The sequence below is a fragment of the Pararobbsia alpina genome (assembly GCF_902859895.1).
Classification (GTDB): domain Bacteria; phylum Pseudomonadota; class Gammaproteobacteria; order Burkholderiales; family Burkholderiaceae; genus Pararobbsia; species Pararobbsia alpina.
In genome coordinates, this window is record NZ_CADIKM010000001.1 from 204,715 (window position 1) to 226,202 (window position 21,488).

The window sequence follows — 21,488 nt, forward strand, 5'->3', positions numbered from 1 at the left end:
CCCGCAGCATCAGCAAGAACCCGGGAGAAACTCATGGCTGTGACGTCAGAACGCCCGCATGCAACAACGTCGAGCGACGGCACGCAAAGACAAGTCCGTTACGGCGACCTCACGCTCTATAGTGCCTTCCAGCCTATATTCAGCCTGTCGCACATGCGTGCTGCCGGCTACGAAGCGCTGTTGCGCGCCCACAATTCACTCGACGCTTCGGTGTCGCCTCTCGATGTATTCGGCCGCGCGGCCCGCCTCGGCGATCTGCTCGAACTCGATCGTCTCGCCCAGTCGCTGCACCTCGAGAATTTCCGCAACCTCCACTGCGACCGCGAGTGGCTGTTCGTCCATATCCACCCTGCTGCGCTCGCCGACCAGTGGCAATGCGCGGCACTGCTCTCCGAACTGCGCCGTCTCGGCCTCAAGCCGCAGCGTATCGTCCTCGAGGTGTCCGATCGCCAGGCGGCGGACTTGCGCAAGCTCGCCGAGGGTGTGCGGATCTTCCGCCAGTACGGCTTCCTGATTGCGCTGGACGACTTCGGTGCCGGGCATTCGAACCTCGACCGGATCTGGCAGCTCGACCCCGACATCGTCAAGCTCGACCGCAATATCGTGTTCCATGCGAGCCAGCGCGCACAGGTCGCGCGCGTGCTGCCTGGCCTGATCTCCCTGCTGCACGAAGCCGGCAAGCTCGTGCTGATCGAAGGTATCGAGACCGAACGCGAAGCGCTGCTCGCCATGGAAGGCGACGCCGACTTCGTGCAGGGCAGCTATTTCTCGCGCCCCGCCGCCGCACCGGTCGACACGCACACATCGGGCACCGTGCTGCAGACCTTGTTCGAGGCCTACCGCGAAAAGACTGAACGCGCCGAACGCAAGCGCCACCTGCGGCTCGCGCCGTATGTGCGCGCGCTCGAAGGTGCCGCCGCGAAACTCGCGGCGGGCGAAGCGCTCGACCAGGTCTGCTGGAATTTCCTCTCGCTCGAAGATGCGCAGCGCTGCTACCTGCTCGACTCGCATGGCCGGCAAATCGGCGGCAACGTGATCTCGCACACGCGGCCGTCGCCGCGCGAGGCGCGCTTCCTGCCCGTGTCCGATGCCCATGGGGCGAGCTGGCTGCGCCGGCCGTATTTCCGCGGCGCACTCAACGAGCCAGGCCGAGTGCATGCTACCCGGCCCTACTTGTCGATTACCGAGGCCTCGGTCTGCGTGACGCTCTCGATGGCGACGATGATCGGTACCGAGCAGTGTGTACTATGTGGCGACGTCGACTGGGAGCCGCGCCAGCCGACCGACCTGACCGACCTGCCGACGTCGCCTGAAGCCTAGGCCGGGCAGGCCGGCGCTGCCGCTTTGCGTTAACATGATCCGAGCGTGGGTGCCCCCTCATCCCGAGACGGACTTGCGCAGTGGGACCCGATACCGCCGAGCCAATGCCCGACACGCCGTCCGCCCGCGATCTGATGACCCTGCGCGCCGCCGCGCTCGACGAATATCGCAGCGGCCGCGTCGACCGCCGCACGCTGCTGCGCTATGCGAGCGCAATCGGGCTGGGCAGCATCTGCGGGGTTATCCGGCCGGCTTCGGCGACCCCGGCATCCGCCCCTGCGGCAGGTACCGCGTCCGCCAGCGCGTCCAGTCCCGCACCGGGTCCAGCAGCGCCGGGCCGACCCACCCCGCTGATTCGTGTCGCCGGCCTGACGCCGGCTGGCGCGATCGATCCGCTGACGATTTCCGATCCCGCCTCGGTACCGCTGCTGAACCAGACCTGCGACTACCTCGCCGACGACGACGAACTGGGCCGCCTCATCCCGTCGCTCGCGACCGCCTGGAAGCCCAACGCGCGCGGCGATGTCTGGACGTTCACGCTGCGCGAAGGGGTGAAATTTCATGACGGCCAGATTCTCAGCGCGAAGGACGTCGTCGCGACCTTCGACCGCCTGACCGATCCGGCGAGCGGTTCGGCCGCGCTGTCGGTATTCCGGGGCGTGCTTGCCAAGGGCAATACGAAAGCGGTCGATGCCCGCACCGTCACCTTTCATCTCGATGCGCCGAACGGCAGCTTCCCCTATTACGTCTCGTCGGACAACTACAACGCGGTGATCCTGCCCGCGAGCTACACCGGCGGCTTCGAAAAATCCTTCATCGGCACGGGCCCGTTCCGTCTCGAGAACTATCAGCCCAGACGCGGCGCGACCTTCGTGCGCAACCCGGGCTATTGGGGCCCGCCGGCCATTCCCGAGCGCGTGCAGTTCAGCTTCTATGCGGATGCGCCGGCTCAATTGCTCGCCATGCAGGGGCGCCAGGCCGATGTCATGCCGAACCTCGCAGTGCTGGGTGGCCTGAGCCTGCTCAACAACCCTGCCTTCAAGGTACTCTCGATCAAGTCGAGTTCGCACCGGCAGATCCATATGCGCTGCGACCAGGGGCCGTTCGTCGACAAGCGTGTGCGCCAGGCACTCGCACTTTCGCTCGATCGCGACGTGATCACGCGCGGGCTGTTCCGGGGCCGTGCGCAACTGGGTAATGACAGCCCTTTTGCGCCCGTGTTCGCCTCGACCGATACCTCGGTCGCGCAGCGCCATGTCGATCTCGCCCAGGCGCGGCAACTGCTCGCACAGGCGGGGGTCGGCAACGGCTTCGCCGTGACACTGACGACCGAACGTTTCCAGGAGATCGGTGACCTCGCCGTGCTCGTGCAGAATGCGGCCAAGGCGATCGGCATCGCCATCACGCTCCGGGTCGAATCGCAGGGCGAGTACTACGGTGCGGCGACCTTCGGCAAGTCCGACTGGCTCGACTCGCCTTTGGGGATCACCGACTACGGGCATCGAGGTATCCCCAACGTCTTTCTCAGCGCCACCCTTGCGAGCGGCGGGGCATGGAACGCCGCGCATTTCCGTGATGCTGGCTACGACCGTCTGGTGAGCGACTATGTCGGCGCGCTCGACCTGCCCTCGCAGCGCAAGTCCGCCGGCAAGATCCAGCGCCTGCTGCTCGACCAGACCCCGGTCGCGATTCCCTACTTCTTCGATGCCTTGACGGCGACCACCGCGAACGTGCAAGGCGTGCGCTTCACAGCGATCTCGCAGTTGTACCTGCAGCGCGCCTCGCTAGTCGAGTGACGTCAAAGCCGATGCTCAAGCGCGCGCTGCTCTCCCTCGTCACCCTCTGGCTGCTGTCGATACTCGTCTTCGCGGCCGGCCAATGGCTGCCCGGCGATGTCGGGCGCGCGATCCTCGGGCCGCTTGCCGACGCGCATGCGGTTGCCGCGCTCAATCGTCAGCTCGGTACCGACCGGCCCGTGCTGGTCCAGTATGCACACTGGCTTGCCGGTCTTGCGCACGGCGATCTCGGCACCTCGTACACCTATCGGGCGCCGGTCGCTTCGTTTCTCGGGCCTGCGCTGCTCAATTCGCTGAAGCTCGCGGCACTCGCATTCGTCATCGTCGTGCCCTTGAGTCTCGTCGCCGGCGTCGCCGCCGCCTTGTGCGCGAACCGCTGGCTCGACAGGCTGTTGTCGATGATCGGCGCGACCCTCGCGGTCGTGCCCGAGTTCGTGTCGGCGATCGTCCTGATCCTCGTTTTCGCGGTCTGGCTGCAATGGCTGCCGATAAGCGCAACCGCGCCGCCGGGTGCGAACCCGCTCGAGCAGCTCGGTCACCTCGTATTGCCCGCGCTGCCGCTCGTCTTTGTCTTCTTCGGCTATTTCGCGCGGATGACGCGCACCGGCACGATTGACGTGCTGGCCTCCGACTACACGCGTACCGCGGTCCTCAAGGGCCTGCCCTTTCGCACGGTGTTGTGGCGCCATGTGCTGCGCAATGCGCTGCTACCGACCGTCACGGTCGCGACGACTCAGCTCGGTTATATGATCGGCGGCCTCGTGGTTGTCGAGTCCCTGTTCCACTATCCGGGCATCGGCGGACTGATCTTCGATGCCGCGAAATCGAAGGACTTTCCCCTGCTGGAGGCCGGCGTGCTGGCCATCGGCGCGGTCTATCTGCTGACCAACCTGCTCGCCGACCTGCTCTACGGCCTGCTCGATCCGCGCTTGCGCACCGGAGGCCGGCGATGATCCCCCCCGCTGCAGGATCCGGAACGCGTGCGCGCTCATCCGCGCGTTCGTCCCAGTGCGCCGTCTGCCGGTTGTTGCGCTCCGCAAGCTTCGACGCGGGTGCACTGCTCGTGCTGTTCTGGTTCGTCTGCGCGATCATGGGAACGCGCTGGCTCGCACATGATCCTTTCGCGGCCGACCCGCTCAATTCGCTGATGCCGCCTTCATACGAACACTGGTTCGGTACCGATTCGCTGGGCCGCGACGTGTTCGCGCGCGTCGTCGCGGGCGCGCGCGACATTCTCACGATCGCGCCGCTTGCGACCCTGCTCGGCACGGCGCTCGGCACGCTGCTCGGACTCGTGACGGGCTACTGGCGCGGCTGGGTCGACGATACGCTCGGCCGTCTGATCGACGCGACGCTCGCGCTGCCGCTCGTGATCGTTGCGCTGCTCGTGCTGGCGGCCGTGGGCACGTCGAACCTGGCCGTCATCATCGTGATCGGGCTCGTCTTTGCACCGATCGTTGCGCGCACGGTTCGCATCGCGACGCTCAACGAGGTCCATCTCGACTATGTCGCGGCCGCCCGGCTGCGCGGCGACGCGGCGCTGACGATCATGCTGATCGAGGTGTTGCCCAATGTCATGGGCCCCATCCTCGTGGAAGCGACGATCCGGCTCGGCTATGCGATCTTCACCGTCGCGACGCTGTCGTTTCTCGGCTTCGGTATCCAGCCGCCCTCGCCCGACTGGGGCCTGGCCATCGCGGAAAACTATCCGCTGATCGCCGGCGGCGCATGGTGGACTGTCGTGTTCGATGCGATCGCTACCGCCTCGCTCGTGTTCGGCGTCAATCTGCTCGCCGACGGCGTGCGCGCGATCGTGGACCGGTGACCGGACCATGAACGACACCCCCGCGCTTCGAATCGAGTCGCTACAGGTCGCCTACCGCGGCGATGAAGGCGAGCGCCTGGCGCTCGACGATCTCAGTTTCTCGATCGCCCGAGGTGAAGCCTATGGTCTCGTCGGCGAATCGGGCAGTGGCAAATCGACCGTCGCGATGGCGATCGCGCGCTATCTGTCGAGCAATGGACGCATCGTCGGCGGCCGGATCGAAATCGCGGGCCGCGATGTCGCCAAGTTCGAACGGCGGGCATTACGCGAGATGCGCAAGCGCGAGCTGTCCCTCGTCTATCAGGATCCCGCGCGAGCCTTGAACCCGACGCTGACGATCGGGCGACAACTGACCGAGTCGTTCGAACTCGCGGGGCTGCGCGGTACCCGGGCGCTCGACGCCGCGCGCGCGATGCTCAGGCGCGTGAAATTGCCCTCGCCCGAACGCGCACTGTCGAGCTTTCCGCATCAGCTCTCGGGCGGCATGCAGCAGCGTGTCGTGATCGCGATGGCGCTCGCCAAAGAGCCCTCCTTGTTGATTCTCGATGAGGCAACGACGGGGCTGGACGCGACCGTCGAAGCGGAAATCATCGCCCTGCTGCAATCCTTGCGGCGCGAATCGGACACGGCGCTGCTTTTCATCAGCCACAAGCTGCCGCTCGTCACGCAACTGTGCGACCGCGTCGGCGTCCTCGAGCGCGGGCGCCTCGTCGAGGAAGGCGCGCCCGCGCAGCTGTTCGCGCATGCCGAGCATCCGTATACGGCTGCGCTGCTCGCGTGCCTGCCCACATTGGGCCGCACCAAGCGCGACGGCCCGCTCCCGACGCTAGGCGATGCGCAGGCTTATGACGATGAGCAAGCGCACGACGCAGATGAGCGTGGAGGCAGCGATGCGCTTCGCGCGGTGGAAGCCGGCTTGCGGGCGATGGAAGCAGCCGGCCGCGGCGGCGGTATAGGGGGTGGTGGCGGCCCCCGCACGAACGCACCCATACTGAACGTCACTGGAATAAGCAAGGCCTATCGGATCGGCACCGACACCCTGCAAGCGCTCGATCGCGTCTCGCTCGACATCCATGCTGGCGAAACCCTCGGCATCGTCGGTGAATCGGGTTCGGGCAAAACGACCCTCGCGAAGATCGTGTCCGGCCTGCTCCCGGCAGACTCGGGCACGCTCACGCTCGACGGCAAACCACTACCCGCGCGCGTCGAGCGGCGCAGCCGCGCCCAGATCGCGGCCATGCAAAGCGTGTTCCAGAATCCGCACAACGCACTGAACCGTGCGCATCGCCTGCATACGCTGTTGGGCCGCGCAGTCGGCAAGCTCGCGCGGCTGCGTGGCCGCGCACGCGAGCAGCGCATCCACGAGTTGCTCGATGCGGTGAAGCTGCCCCGTGCGCGGTTGTCCGCCCGCGCGCGTGAACTCTCAGGCGGTCAGCAGCAGCGCGTGGCGATCGCACGCGCATGCGCGGGGCAGCCGCGCATGCTGATCTGCGACGAACCGACTTCGGCGCTCGATGTATCGGTGCAGGCCTCGATCCTGAATCTGTTCGTGGAACTGCAACAGACCCGGCAGGTCGCCTATTTGTTCATCTCGCACGATCTCGCGGTGGTCCGCTATATCGCCGACCGCGTCGTCGTGCTCTATCGCGGTCAGGTCGTGGAGACCGCGCGCGCCGACGACCTGTTCGCACGGCCCTGCCACCCTTATACCGAGACCCTGCTGGGTACGACGTCGGCGCCGAGGCGTACCCCGACCTCCGACACGCCGACGCAGCACGGTTGTATCTATGCGAGCCACTGCACCGTGTCGCTCGGCCTGCAATGCGAGCAGCGCGTACCGGCCGATATCGAGGTCGGCGACGGGCACATCGTGCGCTGCCATCTGTTCGGCCCGCGCCAAGCGCACCCGCGCGACTGAGCCGCGCGCCGCATCTCTTCCAGCCTGCATCCGACCGACTTGCACTTGTCTCAGTGTGCCGCCGGGCGCGTTTCAGCACTGAAACGTTTCCTCCCCCCCCAGACCGATGTTTACTCGGCGGCATAAGGCAAAAGCCTCGCCGGTCAACGGCTTCAGGGCGATGGCATGTTTATCGCTAAACAGAAAGGGCAACGGCGGCGGCTCGGGTGGCTCAGGCGGTGGCGCGGGCGGAGGCGCAGGTGGTGGCGGTGCTGGCGGCGGCATGGGTGGCGCCGGTGGAGGCATGGGCGGAGCCGGTGGCGGCATGGGTGGCGCGGGAGGCGCGAAGAGACTCAGACCAGCAACTCACAACGAAAACGGCGCTGGACCCCACGCATCGAGGCACGCGGCAACCACGCGCCGCGCGATGCACCGGACGGGTCACCGCCGCGACGGCTTGCGACTTGCCACCGTTCGTTCTGCGCGAAGGTTTTTGGCGAACGGCAGGCGGGCTGCAGCTTGGAGCTTCGGGCCCCCCGGCCCGAAGCTCCTTTTTTTATTCGACGTTATCCTCGACGTTCGTCATCCGGAACACTTGCGGACGAATCTCGTCCTCCTCCGCGCTGCCCGGCTGCACGGGCGGATGAATCAACTCTTCAAGCCGAGCCCGCGTCGCGAGGAATTCCGCCGAGGTGACCTGCCCCGTATGGCGCGGCCGCGGCACCGGCACTTCGATGAGCTCCTGGACTTCGCCCGGATGCGCCTTGAGCACGAGGATCCGGTCCGCGAGAAAAATGGCTTCGTCGAGATCGTGGGTGATGAACAGCACAGTGATGTCGATGTTCTTCCAGATGTCGAGCATATGCGCCTGCATCTTGCCGCGGGTCTGCGCATCGAGCGCACCGAACGGCTCATCCATCAGCAGGATGCGCGGCTGATTCGCGAGCGCCCGTGCAATCGCGACGCGCTGTTTCATCCCACCCGACAACTGGTGCGGATACGCATCGACGAACTTGCTCAAGCCGACGAGATCGATCCACTGACGCGCCTCGCGTTCGGCCTGAAGCTTGCCGTGACCGTTCATCTCAGGCCCGAACATCACGTTCTGCTTCACGCTGAGCCACGGGAACAAGGTGTAGCCCTGGAACACCATGCCGCGGTCGGGGCCGGGGCCGTCGACCGGCTTGCCGTCGAGCAGCACTTCACCGGTCGTATGCGATTCGAGGCCCGCGAGAATCCGGATCAGCGTCGACTTGCCGCAGCCCGACGGCCCGATCACGCAGACAAACTCGCGCCGATGTGTCTTGAAGTTGATGTTGCGCAGCGCGACGGTCTCGCCTTGCGCGGAGTCGAACGTCTTGCCAAGGTCCTTGACTTCGAGGATCACCTCGCGCTGCTGGAGACGCTCGAAGCGCGCGCGGACCTCGGGTGACTGCAGCAAATAGCCGGGTATCGGTTGGGGATTGTGCATGGTGGACTCCTCAGGCCTTCAGGGTGCGATCCCACGGGAACAGCTTCTTGCCGAGCCACGCAAGGACGAGGTCCGTGCCGAGCCCGATGATGCCGATCATCGCGATAGCCGCGTAGACGTTTTCGAAATGCTCGTAGCGTGCCTGTTGCGTAATGAAAAATGTGATGCCCGAACTCGTGCCGACCAGCTCCGCGACGATCAGGTAGGTCCATGCCCAGCCGAGCAGGATGCGCTGGTCGCGGTAGAGATCGGGCAGCACACCCGGGATCACCACCCGCGTGAGCAGCTTGAGCCGCGTGGTGCCGAGCGTCAGCGCGGCCTCGAGCAGCGAGTAGTCGAGCTTGCGGGTCGTGTTCGCGATGATGAGCACCTGCTGGAAGAACGTGCCGATCACGATGATCGCGATCTTCGGTCCGTCATAGATGCCGAGGATCGCGACCGCGAGCGCGCCGAATGCCGGCGCGGGCAGGTAGCGGAAGAACTCGGTGAACGGCTCGATCAGCCGCGCGAGTGCGCTATAGGTCCCGCACACGATACCGATCGGCACACCGAGCACCGACGAGATCACGAACGCCCAGAAGATCACCTGGATGCTGTGCCACAGGCTTTCGTGGAGCCAGGGCATATCGCGCGCTTCCGGCTTGGTCGTGAAGGCCGTATAGAACGCCTCGAAGACCTTGTGCGGCGGCGGCAGGTAGACCGGGTTCGACGGTGTGCCGACGGGTAGCGGCTTGTGAGCGGCCTGCATGTTCGCCGTCTCGTTCTCGAAGGTCGCCTTGTCGACGAGCATGCCGGTCTGGAAATAGTCGACACCGCCCGGGTTCGACACCTGGAGCAGCGGATGCCAGACGAACGGCACATAGCTGACGATGCACCAGACCAGCAGTGGCAGCAGGAACGAGCCTGCCCCGAGCATCAGGCGCGCGCGCGGCGACAGTTCCTTGCGTACCGCGAACCAGCGCATCCGCGCATGACGAGGCCGCGCGACCGCGGCCCGGGGCTTGCTTGCTTCAGGTTGGATCACGGTCGCCATTTCACACCCCGCCGTCGATTGGGGCGGTGGCATCCAGGTACGCACGCCATCCGCCATGTTCAGTGATATCGCGCGCGCCGCTCAGCGCGAACGATTCGCAGACAAAACCCTTCGCGAAGCTGCCATCGGCGAGCTCGACGGTGCCGATGCCAAGCGGCGAACCGATCAGTTCGACGAAGCTCCCAAACTGCGCGACCGGCATGTCCCAGACCTCGAGGGCGATCGGTGCACCGCCACTCGGTACGCGGATCAGGCCCGGCTTGGCGACCGGCCGTGTGTCGAGGGCATAGAGACGATAGGCGGTGCTCGTCGTGGTCGTCGAAACGAGCCGCGCACCGCGCTCGGTGAGCTGGCTGTTCAAGGGCTGTCCGCTCAGGTGCGCACCGACCACGGCGACCTTGAGCGTCGGCTCCGCACCGGTGGCCCGCGTCGTTGCCGTAGCGGAACCGGTCGTGGCCGCGTCCTCGCCGAGCCATTCGGAGGCGATCGCGAGCAACAGCGGATCGCCGAAAGCCGGCGCGACCAAGGTCACGCCAAACGGCATGCCCGGCGTCGGACCGCCGCTCGCGACACCGGCCGGAATCGCCAGCGCCGCGAGATCGAGCAGGTTCACGAAGTTCGTGTAATAGCCGAGGTTGGAGTTGTACTCGACGGGCTGGTCGAGCATCTGCTCGATCGTATAGATCGTGCCGGCGGTCGGCATCACGAGCACGTCGATCTCGTTCCAGACCGGCTCGGTCGCGGCGCGCAGCGTTTGCAGACGATCGAATGCTTCGAACGCATCCGTTGCCGAATAGTGGGCGGCGCCCCCGATGATGCCACGCACGACCGGGTGGACTGCATCGGCATGTGCATCGAAAAAGGCGCGGATTCCCGCATGGCGCTCGGCGACCCAGGGGCCGCCGTAAAGCAGCCTGGCGGTCGCGAGAAAAGGTTCGAAGTCGATCTCGACGATCTTGCCGCCGAGTGCCGCGATCCGCACGATCGCTTCGTCGAACAGACCCGCGAACGCGTCGTTGCCGAAGAAGGCGAGTTGCGACTTGCGCGGCACCCCGAAGCGCAGGTCCGCGATCGGCCGGGACGCCGGCCCGGCTTCGACTGCGCGCGCATAGGGGTCGTCCGCGTCGACGCCCTGGGCGACGCCGAGCACGGTCTGCGCATCGGCCGCGCTCGTCGCGAAGACCGTCACACAGTCGAGCGACTTGCAGGCCGGTACGACGCCGCGCGTGCTGACTGTGCTGCGCGTCGGCTTGACGCCCAGCAGACCGTGGAACATCGCGGGCACACGCCCCGAACCCGCGGTATCGGTGCCTAGCGAGAAACTCGCGACACCGAGCGCAACCGCGACCGCCGAGCCCGAACTCGAGCCTCCCGACACATAGGCGGGATCAAGCCCGTTGCGGCAGGCGCCATAGGGCGAACGCGTGCCGTTGAGACCGGTCGCGAACTGGTCGAGGTTTGCCTTGCCGACGGGAATCGCACCGGCCGCGATCAAGCGCTCGACGACCGCGGCCGATCGTTGCGGGGTGTAGGCGAACGCGGGGCAACCGGCCGTGGTCGGGATTCCCGCGAGATCGATATTGTCCTTGATCGCGAACGGCACGCCGAAGAGCGGCAGCTCGTCCGGCGATTTGCCGTCGAGCGCACTCACATAGACGAGCATCTCGTCGGCGCTCAGCGGACGGATCCATGCATGGTGCGGATCCTCGGCCGTGCGGGCGGCAATCGACTCGACGAGCGCGGCGGGGGTCAACGACCCGGCGCGGTAACGCGCATGCAGCGCGGTGATCGACACATCGGGGCTCGTACGGTCAACAATCGTCATTTCAAACTTCCTCTTCAAGCAGGGTGTTGGCGACACCGATCACCATCAGCGCCTGGCCCGCCTGGACCGGTGCGCCGCTCTTGCAATTGACTCGGGCCACCACGCCACCGACCGGCGCCGTGACCGCGATCTCCATTTTCATCGATTCGACGATGGCCACGGTCTGGCCTTCGACGACTTCCTCGCCCTCTTCGACGAGCACTTGCCAAAGGCTGCCCGAGACATCGGCGAACACCGCACGTTCATGCGCGGCCAGTGCATCGTCGCTCACCGCGACACCCGCGGTGTCGGCTTCGCCGACATATTCGGCCTGCCCCGCAATGCGCCAGCGCTCGCGTTCCGCTTCGAATGACGCCTGCTGGACCGACTTGAAGCGGGCAATCGATTCAGCCTCGTCGACCAGGAAGCGGTTGTACGCGCCCAGATCGAATTCCGATTCCTCGATCTTGAGGCCTGCGCGGCCCGCGACAAAATCCGCGCGCAGTTCGAGCAGCTCGGCTTCGCTGACCGGGTAGAACCGGATCTGGTCGAAGAAGCGCAGCAGCCAGGGCTTGCCCGCTTCAAATTCGTTCGTGGTCCGGTAGCGGTTCCACATCTGCACGGTGCGGCCGACGAACTGATAGCCGCCGGGCCCTTCCATGCCGTAGACGCACATATAAGCGCCGCCGATGCCGACCGCGTTCTCGGGTGTCCAAGTTCGCGCGGGATTGTATTTGGTCGTCACGAGGCGATGGCGCGGGTCGATCGGCGTCGCGACCGGTGCACCCAGATAGACGTCGCCCAGACCGAGCACGAGATAGCTCGCATCGAACACGATCCGCTTGACGTCCTCGATGCTGTCGAGCCCATTGATGCGCCGGATGAACTCGATATTGCTCGGGCACCACGGTGCATCGGGCCGCACCGACTGCATATAGCGGTCGATCGCGAGCCGCGTGGCCGGATCGTCCCAGGACAGCGGCAGGTGCACGATGCGCGTGGGCACCCTCATGCTGCCCACCGGCGGCAGCGCGAGTTCGGCCTCCGCGAGCAGGTCGAGCAGGCGCTCGCGCGGCAGCACGCGATTGTCGAAATGAAGCTGCAGCGAACGGATGCCCGGCGTCATGTCGACGATGCCGTCGGGGCGCCGCGTTTGGAGCCAGTGCATCAGTGCATGCACGCGGAAGCGCAGGTTCAGGTCGAGCGCGAGCGGGCCATATTCGACGAGCAGATATTTGTCGCCGGCCTGGCGGTAGACGACACCGACACCGTCGCCCGCGGACGGGTCGCGGCGCAGCACGCAGTCGATCCGATCCGCCGAACGAGCAGCCGGCAGGGCGGCATCGACTGCCGTCAAGGTGCCGACGAGCTGGTCCTGCGCGGCTTCGAGCACGGCGGCCTGAACCGATGTCACGCGCTTGAACTGGACCGTGTCGCCCGGCTTGAGCTGGCCCATCTTCCAGCGCTCGGCGCGAATGATCGTGACCGGGCAGACGAAGCCACCGAGGCTCGGACCATCGGGGCCGAGGATCACGGGCATATCGCCCGTGAAGTCGATCGCGCCGATCGCATAAGCGTTGTCGTGAATGTTCGATGGATGCAGACCCGCTTCGCCGCCGTCGCGCCGCGCCCATTGCGGCGTCGGGCCGATCAGGCGCACGCCCGTGCGGCTCGAGTTGTAGTGGACCGTCCATCGCGTGTCGTACAGCATCGCGATGTCGTCGGGCGTGAAGAAGTCCGGCGCGCCATGCGGACCGTCGAGCACGCTGATCTGCCATGCGCTCACGAGCACCGGCTGGCAGCGCGGATCGAGCGCGGCCCCTGCCCTGCCTTCGCTCGCCGAAGCCGCGAGATGCAGGACGTCGCCCTTGCGCAGTGCACGGCCCGCATGACCGCCGAACTGGCCGAGCGTGAAGGTTGCCTTGCTGCCGAGATAGTCGGGGACCTGGATGCCGCCGTGGATCGCGAGGCATGCGCGCGCGCCCGAGCCCGCAAGACCGCCGATCTTCAGCACGCTGCCGGCTTCGATCCGGAAGGTCTGCCAGAACGGCACCGGTGCGCCATCGAGCGTTGCCGTGAGCGGTGCGCCGCCGAGCACGACCACCGCTGGCGCATTGAAGCGCAGGGTCGAGCCCACCATCGTGAACTCGAGCGCGGCAGCGCCAGCGTCGTTGCCGACCAGCCGGTTCGCGAGCCGGAACGAGAGATCGTCCATCGGACCCGAGGGCGGCACGCCCACATCCCAATAGCCGAGGCGGCCCGGGAAGTCCTGCACGGTGGTCTGCACGCCACCGTCGACGACGTCGATCGTGTTCGGTGCGTAGCCGAGCGTCGAGAGAAAGGCCGTCGTCTGTGCACCGGCATTGAATACTTCAGAGGCAACGATGGTGCGCAGATAGTCGAGATTCGTCTCGATGCCATACAGATGCGTGCCATCGAGCGCGCGGCGCATGGCGGCGAGCGCGGTTGCGCGGTCTTCGCCCTTGACAATGATTTTTGCGAGCAGCGGATCATAGAACGCGGGCACGTCCGTGCCGGCTTCGACCCAGGTATCGACGCGCGCTTCGGGGGCGAAGCGGACATCGGTCAGCACCCCGGCGCTCGGCTGGAAGTTCTTGTTCGCGTCCTCGGCATAGACGCGAACCTGGATGCTCGCGCCATGCGGCTCGACCGCCAGCGTGTCGAGCGGCGCAAGCTCGCCGGCCGCCTGTTCGATCATCCAGCGCACGAGGTCGAGGCCTGTGACTTCTTCCGTCACGCAATGTTCGACCTGCAGGCGGGTGTTCACCTCGAGGAAGTAAAACGCGCGCGTATCCGTATCGAATACAAATTCGACCGTGCCCGCCGACTCGTAGTCGACTGCCTTGGCAAGCCGGACCGCGGTCGCGTGCAGACCCGCGCGTTCCTCGGCCGTCAGTCCCGGCGCGGGTGTCTCTTCGATGACCTTCTGGTTGCGCCGCTGGACCGAGCAGTCGCGTTCACCGAGTGCAATCGCCCCGCCCTTGCCGTCGCCGAAGATCTGGACTTCGATATGGCGTGCGCGCTCGACGAACTTCTCGAGGTAGACCCCCGCGTCCGCGAAATTGGCCTTGCCGAGCCGCACGACCGTCGCATACGCGGCATCGAGCTGTGCCGCATCGCGGCACAGCGACATGCCGATGCCGCCGCCCCCGGCCGTGCTCTTGAGCATCACCGGATAGCCAATGCGCGCGGCTTCGCGGAGCGCCGTCGCAACATCGGGCAACAGACCCGTGCCCGGCAGCAGTGAGACCTCGTTGGCGAGCGCGACTTCGCGCGCCGTGTGCTTAAGGCCGAAGGCCCGCATCTGGTCGCCGCGCGGCCCGATAAAGCGAATCCCGGCTGCCGCGCATGCGTCGGCGAAGGCCGCGTTCTCCGAGAGAAAACCATAGCCCGGATGGATGCCTTGCGCACCGGTGTCGCGCGCGGCCGCGAGGATCTTCGTAGCGTTCAGATAGCTCTCGGTCGCGGGGGCCGGGCCGACGCAGACCGCTTCGTCAGCGAGCATGACGTGCCGCGCATGGCGGTCGGGCTCCGAGTAGACCGCGACCGATGCGATCCCCATCGACTTCAGGGTGCGGATCACCCGGCAAGCGATCTCGCCGCGATTCGCGATCAGGACTTTAGTGAACATGGGCGTTGGCTTCGCTTGCTTCGGGGCAGGTCGTCCTGCCCGACTGGTTCGGCGCACCGGGTCGTCCCGGCGCTATGCGCTTGGCTTTGTGCGTGTCACGTCGCTGGCTACCGGTCACTGAACGTCCCATACGAGCACGCGAACCGGCGTGGGGTTGTAGGCATTGCAGGGATTGTTCAGCTGCGGGCAGTTCGAGATCAGCACCGTCACGTCGGTTTCCGCGCGCATCTCGACGTATTTGCCGGGGGCCGAAATGCCATCTTCGAACGTCAGGCCGCCTGCGGCCGTAACCGGTACGTTCATGAAGAAGTTGATGTTGCTGACGATGTCGCGCTTGCCGATCCCGCATTCGCAGGCATTGAGCGCATGCAGGAAGTTGTCGCGGCAGCTGTGCATGAACTGCTTGTCGAGCGCATAGCGGACCGTGTTGCTCTCGGCTGCGCAGGCGCCGCCAAGCGTATCGTGACGACCGCAGGTGTCGGCGACGATCGTCATCAGCGGGTTGCCGAAGTTCGACATGAGCACAGTGCCGGCCGACAGGTACAGATTGGCCTGCGCGCGGATCGTATCCTGCGCGCTATAGCGCTCGGACGGATCGGCGGTGTTGTAGAACAGCGTATCGACGGCCTGGTTACCTTCGAGATCAAGGATCCGGAAGATCTGGCCGCGGCGGATCGCATGCATGAACGGCTCGCCGGCGGCGATCGTGTGGTCGAAGCTTGCGTGTTCGAGCACGAGCGGGCTTTCGAGAATAGGCATCGCGATCTCCTCAGGCGTACAGCATGTCGGTGTTGATAAAGCCGCGAACATTCTCGGGGCGGAAGTTCCGGCAGAAGTCGTCGGCCGGTACGCGTTCGTCGGGGGTGTAGACGCGATAGGCGACCAGCTTGACCGGCCTCGGTGCGTAGACCGGGTTGGGATCGAGCGGGTGCGGCGCGGTGGACAGCGCCACGAGCGTGTTCATCTCGAAGCGCAGGTCGATGCTATCGCCCGCGGCCGAATGGTTCGGCACGAAGCGCAATGCGCCGTCGTCTGCGACAGCGACCTTGCTGAAGAAATTGACGTTCGCGACGAGGTCGCGCACACCGAGACCGTGCTTGCCGAGTTCGATCAGCAGACTGTCGCGGCCGTTGCGGATCATCGCGTTGCGGTGTTCCTGATAGCGCGCCGTGCCGTATTTGCCGGCGAACAGTGCGGCATCGCCGACGCCCGCGAGCGGGTCGTGCCAGCCGAGCGTGTCGGCGACGATCGACGCCATCACACGGCCCATGTCGGAATACAGCACGAAACCGCGCGTCAGATGCGCCGTGTGCTGGGCCTTGAGTGTATCGGCCATGTTGTAGCGTTCGAGCGGTGCATCGTGGCGATAGAAAACCGTCGACACGTTCGCACCGCCTTCGAGATCGACGATGCGCAAGGCGAGGCCGCGACGCAAGGCGCCGGACCAATGAGTGCCGGCGGGCACGATGTGCTCCCAGACGGTGGCGGCTTCGATCGAGGGTATGCCGATGGACGAGGAAACAGGCGCGCGCTGCGACGCAGGGGTCGTAGCGGACACGGGGGCAAACTCGGATGACGTGGACAGCGACATGGCGGCTCCGGGTCGGTCGGATTAACGGACGAGAGGGCGATAGAACGCTATCGCAACCTCCCGGGCTTTTATCCCTCCGTGGAGCCCTGCTATCGGCAGGACCGGATAGCTCTCGGACCAGACATCGCCAGACACGCGACCGGAACCCTAGCCATCCTAAGATGATGCAGACTGGTACGCACCTCTCGGCAAGGTGTATAGCGAGAGTCGTGCCATCCAATCCGGCCGAGTAAAAATCGGGGCGTGCGGCCGCCAGGCCTCGCTTTGTCGCGGGTGTCGGAGCACGTGTGCGGCGCGAGTATCGGTCGTCGAACGCACCAAAATGATGCTCAACGCACTCTATTGGACGGAGACAGCACAGTTTCTCGTGCACTCCCACCGCAGCAAGCTAACATGGCCAAGTTAGTTATCTTGGCCAGGATAACTACGAGAGCGTGGACACAAACGGATCGGAATCGGTTGAGCCGGGCAGGAGGCGAAATCGTCGAGCGCTTCAAGGCCAGAATGAATCGAGGCATTGTCGAGCACTCCCACCGCCATCAGACCGGCGGGCCTTTCCACGCGAGCGAGTCTCACCGCGCCCGGAGGGTCTCGGCTTGTTGCGCCAGGATAGGGTCGATGATTGCCCGAAGTGCTTGCCGTAGTGTTTCACTTCCGACGGGATCATTCACGATGGCGACCGGATCGGTCTGCTTGCCCAATAAATCAAGCGTGACGCAAGCACCCGGGATAAGCGTTGCAGACATCGTCTCCAAGACCAGCTTCAAAGCGGCTTGGGCAGCAGACGCTCGAGGCGAAGTGTTGAGAAGCGCGACGGGCTTCCCCGGAAAATCCGTGCTTCCAACCAGCCAATCCAGCATGTTCTTGAAGGAACCCGGGATTCCGCGAGCGTACTCCGGGCAAGAAATGAGTAGACCATCGGCCTGTCCCACTCGAGCGCGCAGGTCAATGATGCTTTCAGGAAGCGTGCCTTCGAGATCCGGATTGAAGTGAGGCAGTTTGCCGATTTCACCGTAGGTTTCCACCACGACGCCATGCGGCACCAACATGGCCGCAGCAAAGAGCGCATGGGTATTGGACGAGGCGGAGCGCAGACTGCCGGACAGGGATAGGAGACGAATCATCTCGATGGAGCCGTTGCCAATCGGCTGAGTAGTATCCCATACACTCCAGGGTCACTCCCCTAGCCCTGACCACTGTCCGTTCACGGCGGCTAAGCCGGCACATGCTCAGCGGGCACAGGGTCTGGTAACACGACAGGCGGCTGTGGCTCGGACCACCCGCTTATCCAACACTGCCCCGCCGCTGAAAGCGGTAATCGTAAGATTCACATCGCGGGTCACGCGTCCTGCTCGAGTTCAAGGACAAGAAACGGTTACCGCCGACCCGTCGTCTTTCCAAAGTCCTCTGAATAGCCGGCCAATCGCCCTCCTTTTCCCTCGTTTGGTTCCGGCCCAGGCTCGTATCATGGCTTGCATGATGGGGTTAATGCAGTGCGCCAGACACGTGGTGGATGACAAAATCCTGCCCTTGCTATCGCCCGCATCCCGACTGACGCCCACCTTAATAACCTGACTGAACGTCACGTGAAAGTACTGCCGGCGAGCGTATTCCTTCGCCCCCGGGATCGCTCCACTGAAACGCGCCATTCATGAATACTGCTCGAACTGAATTGACGGGGGATGCCGGTCATCCACGGATCCATCAGCCATTGGGCCTGGCTGTGTTACTCCGGGCGGCAACGGCTGGCGACGATCTGACGCCGCTGGGAGAAAGCCTGCTCGAGTACTTGAAGCACCACGACGACCCCTACGCGTTGCTCGATTTGTCGCTCGTGCTGCAATTGAAATACCAGAAGGCGGCCGCTCTCGCCGTCCAGCAGCAAGCGCTTCAAATAACCCGACACTATCGGTTGAAGAGCGCCCAGACGACCCGGCCTCCTTTGAAGGTACTGGTGCTCAAGGCTCCCGGCGATCTGATGTCGAACACGCCTTTTGAGTGCCTGCTTGAGAATGCCAACCTGCAGATAGAAGTCCTGTATGTCGACGCCCAACCGCTCGAGCACGCCGAATTGCCCGAGCATGACGTGATCTTCGTGGCGGCATGTGCGTCGGATGAAACCGCTGGCGTTCTTGACCGGATCACGACCCTCACCAGCAAGACGGGTTGCCGAGTGCTCAACTCGCCCAAGCACATTGCGAAGACCATGCGTGACGCCGCCTATGCTCTGTTGGGTGCCGCCCCCGGTATCCATATGGCCCGCACGGTGCGTCTGTCCCGTGAGCGGGTCAACCAAGCGGCTGCGGGTGAGTTCCCGTTGTCCGAGGTGCTGGGCAAAAGCTATCCGTTCATCATCCGGCCAAGAGGATCGCACGCCGGACAAGGACTGGCCAAGGTGTCCGACGATCAGGAACTCGCCCGCTATATGGCGCAGGCGGATGCCATGGAATATTACATGGCACCTTTTGTCGACTACAGCAGCGCCGATGGCCTGTTTCGCAAATACCGGATCGTGCTGATCGAGGGAAATCCCTTCGTGTGCCATATGGGCATCTCGAGTGAATGGATGGTGCACTACCCCTACCCGGAAATGTTGGCGCATCCCAGCCGGCGAGACGAAGAAGCGCATCTGATGGCGAGCTTCGACGCCGATTTTGCCGTGCGTCACCGCGAGGCGTTTCGCAACATCGCGGAATTGACGGGTCTGGACTACGTAGGATTCGATTGCGCCGAAATAAGCGATGGCCGGCTGCTGATATTCGAGATCGCGACGGGAATGGTCGTTCATGACATGGACGACCCTACCCTCTTTCCCTACAAGGTTCCACAAATACGCCGGGTCGCCGCCGCCTTTCATCAAATGCTGCGCCCGCGGCATGCAAACGCATGCTAATCCCACTGTTGGTCCTGGAGGCATTGTGAAGTCCAATGCATTGAATTTTTCCGGTGGTCCCGGAGCGCTCCCAGAAACGGTGCTGGAGCAGACACGCGTGGCGATTGATGCCTTGCCGGAAACGGGCATCTCAATACTCGGCATGAGCCATCGCTCCGACTGGTTCCGTTCGATACTGGACGAGGCGGAACTCAATTTGCGCATTCTGCTCGGTATTTCCGACGACTACGCCATTACCTTCCAGCAAGGAGGCAGTAGCCTGCAGTTCGCGATGATTCCGATGAATTTCGCTGCGACAGGATTCGGCCCACCCGAATATGTGACGTCCGGCTACTGGAGCAGTCGGGCGACCGCGGAAGCGGCCAAGGTGACTGAGAGGAAAGTGGCCTGGGACGGCCACGCGACCGGCTACCGGCAGTTGCCCACCCTCGACGAACTGGACATTTCCGGATCCGCCGCGTATTTGCACTACGTGACGAACGAGACAGTGGAAGGCTTGCAGTTTCCGGTTTGCGAAGAAGCGGCGCAAGTACCGCTGATCGCGGACATGTCCTCCGATTTTCTGTCGAAGCCGATCCGACCCGACGCATACTCGATGATGTATGCCCACGCCCAGAAGAACCTCGGGCCCTCTGGAGTGACGGTTGTCGTAGTCAAGCGTTCGCTGCTTGAACGGATCCCCGACGGCTTGCCGGCGATCCTCGATTTTCGCACCCACGTATCGCACGGTTCGAACTACAACACACCGCCGGTGTTTGCGATCTATGTGCTGACCTTGATTACGCGCTGGCTGCGCTTCGATGTGGGCGGTCTGGACGCGATGCAAAGCATCAATGAAAGAAAGGCAAGGCGGCTGTATGACACGCTGGATGCCCTGGAAGGGGCTGTGACCATTCATGCGAACCGTCGCTGGCGCTCGCAGATGAACGTGGCTTTTACATTCGGGGATTCGCGGCTCGACAATGCGTTTATCGAGGCGGCGCGTGAACGGGGCATCGTTGGACTCGAGGGGCACCGTTCAATTGGCGGGTTGCGGGTGTCGCTTTACAACGCCGTGACAGAGCAGGCCGTGGATATTCTGGCGAACGCACTCACGGAGTTCAGTCTGCAACGGGCTTGAACACAGATACTGGCGCTGACCTTGGCCTGCTATGCAACTTCAAACCTAAGCAAGCGCCGCCCGTGCACACTGCTCATCGGTGACCAGTCCCGACAGCCATCCGCCCTTGAGCGCAGCAACGATCGCCTGATGTTTCTGAGCGCCGCCGGCGAAGCCGATCGTCAGCCGGCTCGGTGGCGATTCGAGGCGGATGCTCGTCACCCGTGTCTCGGTCGACGACGCGACACGCCGGCCCTCGGCATCGATCGGCGAACCGAGCAGTTCGCCCACAGCGCCAAGCCCGGTGAGCTCTTCGACTTCCGCTGTCGTGATAAATCCATCCTCGTGCAGCGGACAGCGCGGCCCGATCGTGCCGACTCCGACAAACGCCACATCCGCCTGCGACGACAAGGCCTCGACGATCCGGTAGAGCCGGTGGTTACACCACTGGTCACGCTCGGCTTCATTGTCCGCAAACAACGGCGCAGGCAACATGAAATGCTTGCTGCCGGTACGCTCGGACATATGCATCGCGACATCATAACGGTTCGACGAACCATCCTGCGCAATCGCCCCGACCAATGACACGAGCTTATGCTGTGGCCGCTCGAGCTGTGCGATCTGATCGACGGCTGCCTTGAGCGTGCGCCCACTGCTCACCGCGATAACCATCGGCTTCTCGCGCAGCAGAAACTGCTCCATCACCTGCGCCCCTGCCACCGCAAGCTTGCGCGACAAGGCATCCGGTTGGTCGCCGTCAATCGGCACCACTTCGCAAAACGACAGCCGGAACCGACGCTGAAGCTGTTCGGCAAGCGCCAGGCAATCCGCCACCCGATGATCGACCCGCACCCGGATCAGGTTGCGCTCGACCGCGAATGCGACCAGGCGCTGTGCGACCGGCCGCGAGATATCGAGGGTCCGGGCAATTTCGTTCTGCGTATGACCGGCCACGTAGTAGAGCCAGGCGGCACGCGTCGCCAGGTCGAGTTTGTCGGATGCTTTTGACACAATCGTCGAGCCAGTAAAAGAAAGCTTGGATTATCGGAGCAATCGTCTCGAATCAATGATGCGAGGTTCGATGACCACTATTACGAAATTTGCCTC

15 protein-coding genes and 1 riboswitch are annotated in these 21,488 nt (G+C 64.4%); of the genes, 7 read left to right on the top strand and 8 right to left on the bottom strand.

Annotated features, from left to right (window positions below; genetic code table 11):
* Positions 1-33: 33 nt before the first annotated feature.
* The 5 genes from HV670_RS00930 to nikE all read left to right on the top strand — a co-directional run bounded on the left by HV670_RS00930 (position 34) and on the right by nikE (position 6,859).
* The gene (locus HV670_RS00930; RefSeq protein ID WP_175102747.1) at positions 34-1,320 is read left to right on the top strand and encodes an EAL domain-containing protein; all 1,287 of its coding nucleotides are present in this window, start codon (positions 34-36) and stop codon (positions 1,318-1,320) included.
* Between the two features lie 104 nt (positions 1,321-1,424).
* Entirely contained in the window at positions 1,425-3,116 is a 1,692-nt protein-coding gene (locus tag HV670_RS00935; RefSeq protein ID WP_175102984.1) for an ABC transporter substrate-binding protein, read from the top strand.
* 11 nt (positions 3,117-3,127) lie between these two features.
* Positions 3,128-4,069: an ABC transporter permease gene (locus HV670_RS00940; RefSeq protein ID WP_175102985.1), complete on the top strand. Its 942-nt coding sequence runs from the start codon at positions 3,128-3,130 to the stop codon at positions 4,067-4,069.
* Positions 4,066-4,941 carry an ABC transporter permease gene (locus HV670_RS00945; RefSeq protein ID WP_175102748.1) on the top strand — a complete coding sequence of 292 codons (876 nt, stop codon included), beginning with the start codon at positions 4,066-4,068 and terminating at the stop codon, positions 4,939-4,941. Before HV670_RS00940 ends, HV670_RS00945 begins: the two co-directional genes overlap by 4 nt.
* A gap of 7 nt (positions 4,942-4,948) precedes the next feature.
* Positions 4,949-6,859 (top strand): nickel ABC transporter ATP-binding protein NikE, encoded by a 1,911-nt coding sequence (gene nikE, locus HV670_RS00950; protein ID WP_175102749.1) that lies wholly within the window; start codon positions 4,949-4,951, stop codon positions 6,857-6,859.
* A 535-nt stretch (positions 6,860-7,394) separates the two neighbouring features.
* Here the strand turns inward: nikE and HV670_RS00955 are convergent.
* The 7 genes from HV670_RS00955 to HV670_RS00985 all read right to left on the bottom strand — a co-directional run bounded on the left by HV670_RS00955 (position 7,395) and on the right by HV670_RS00985 (position 17,513).
* Positions 7,395-8,309 (bottom strand): ABC transporter ATP-binding protein, encoded by a 915-nt coding sequence (locus HV670_RS00955; protein WP_175102750.1) that lies wholly within the window; start codon positions 8,307-8,309, stop codon positions 7,395-7,397.
* A 10-nt stretch (positions 8,310-8,319) separates the two neighbouring features.
* The gene (locus HV670_RS00960) at positions 8,320-9,273 is read right to left on the bottom strand and encodes an ABC transporter permease (RefSeq protein WP_175102986.1); all 954 of its coding nucleotides are present in this window, start codon (positions 9,271-9,273) and stop codon (positions 8,320-8,322) included.
* Between the two features lie 70 nt (positions 9,274-9,343).
* Positions 9,344-11,167 carry an allophanate hydrolase gene (gene atzF, locus HV670_RS00965; RefSeq protein WP_175102751.1) on the bottom strand — a complete coding sequence of 608 codons (1,824 nt, stop codon included), beginning with the start codon at positions 11,165-11,167 and terminating at the stop codon, positions 9,344-9,346.
* 1 nt (position 11,168) lies between these two features.
* Positions 11,169-14,798 carry an urea carboxylase gene (gene uca, locus HV670_RS00970; protein WP_175102752.1) on the bottom strand — a complete coding sequence of 1,210 codons (3,630 nt, stop codon included), beginning with the start codon at positions 14,796-14,798 and terminating at the stop codon, positions 11,169-11,171.
* A gap of 114 nt (positions 14,799-14,912) precedes the next feature.
* Entirely contained in the window at positions 14,913-15,557 is a 645-nt protein-coding gene (locus HV670_RS00975; protein ID WP_175102753.1) for an urea amidolyase associated protein UAAP2, read from the bottom strand.
* A 10-nt stretch (positions 15,558-15,567) separates the two neighbouring features.
* Entirely contained in the window at positions 15,568-16,389 is an 822-nt protein-coding gene (locus HV670_RS00980; RefSeq protein WP_175102754.1) for an urea amidolyase associated protein UAAP1, read from the bottom strand.
* 55 nt (positions 16,390-16,444) lie between these two features.
* A riboswitch (guanidine-I (ykkC/yxkD leader) is annotated at positions 16,445-16,551 on the bottom strand.
* Between the two features lie 410 nt (positions 16,552-16,961).
* On the bottom strand, positions 16,962-17,513 hold the full coding sequence (locus HV670_RS00985; RefSeq protein ID WP_175102755.1) for an NADPH-dependent FMN reductase: 552 nt from the start codon (positions 17,511-17,513) through the stop codon (positions 16,962-16,964).
* Between the two features lie 527 nt (positions 17,514-18,040).
* Between HV670_RS00985 and HV670_RS00990 the strand changes: the two genes are divergently transcribed.
* Together HV670_RS00990 and serC are read left to right on the top strand one after the other, a co-directional pair.
* Entirely contained in the window at positions 18,041-19,282 is a 1,242-nt protein-coding gene (locus HV670_RS00990) for an ATP-grasp domain-containing protein (protein ID WP_175102756.1), read from the top strand.
* 25 nt (positions 19,283-19,307) lie between these two features.
* Positions 19,308-20,402, top strand: a complete 1,095-nt coding sequence (gene serC, locus HV670_RS00995; RefSeq protein ID WP_175102757.1) for a 3-phosphoserine/phosphohydroxythreonine transaminase — start codon at positions 19,308-19,310, stop codon at positions 20,400-20,402.
* A gap of 45 nt (positions 20,403-20,447) precedes the next feature.
* Here the strand turns inward: serC and HV670_RS01000 are convergent, their stop codons facing one another.
* Positions 20,448-21,392 carry a sugar-binding transcriptional regulator gene (locus HV670_RS01000; protein ID WP_175102758.1) on the bottom strand — a complete coding sequence of 315 codons (945 nt, stop codon included), beginning with the start codon at positions 21,390-21,392 and terminating at the stop codon, positions 20,448-20,450.
* Positions 21,393-21,488 lie beyond the last annotated feature (96 nt).

Coding starts and splice junctions, on each gene's coding strand:
- HV670_RS00930 (WP_175102747.1), top strand. CDS start 34: ATGGCTGTGACGTCAGAACGCCCGCATGCAACAACGTCGAGCGACGGC.
- HV670_RS00935 (WP_175102984.1), top strand. CDS start 1,425: ATGCCCGACACGCCGTCCGCCCGCGATCTGATGACCCTGCGCGCCGCC.
- HV670_RS00940 (WP_175102985.1), top strand. CDS start 3,128: ATGCTCAAGCGCGCGCTGCTCTCCCTCGTCACCCTCTGGCTGCTGTCG.
- HV670_RS00945 (WP_175102748.1), top strand. CDS start 4,066: ATGATCCCCCCCGCTGCAGGATCCGGAACGCGTGCGCGCTCATCCGCG.
- nikE (WP_175102749.1), top strand. CDS start 4,949: ATGAACGACACCCCCGCGCTTCGAATCGAGTCGCTACAGGTCGCCTAC.
- HV670_RS00955 (WP_175102750.1), bottom strand. CDS start 8,309: ATGCACAATCCCCAACCGATACCCGGCTATTTGCTGCAGTCACCCGAG.
- HV670_RS00960 (WP_175102986.1), bottom strand. CDS start 9,273: ATGCGCTGGTTCGCGGTACGCAAGGAACTGTCGCCGCGCGCGCGCCTG.
- atzF (WP_175102751.1), bottom strand. CDS start 11,167: ATGACGATTGTTGACCGTACGAGCCCCGATGTGTCGATCACCGCGCTG.
- uca (WP_175102752.1), bottom strand. CDS start 14,798: ATGTTCACTAAAGTCCTGATCGCGAATCGCGGCGAGATCGCTTGCCGG.
- HV670_RS00975 (WP_175102753.1), bottom strand. CDS start 15,557: ATGCCTATTCTCGAAAGCCCGCTCGTGCTCGAACACGCAAGCTTCGAC.
- HV670_RS00980 (WP_175102754.1), bottom strand. CDS start 16,389: ATGTCGCTGTCCACGTCATCCGAGTTTGCCCCCGTGTCCGCTACGACC.
- HV670_RS00985 (WP_175102755.1), bottom strand. CDS start 17,513: ATGATTCGTCTCCTATCCCTGTCCGGCAGTCTGCGCTCCGCCTCGTCC.
- HV670_RS00990 (WP_175102756.1), top strand. CDS start 18,041: ATGAATACTGCTCGAACTGAATTGACGGGGGATGCCGGTCATCCACGG.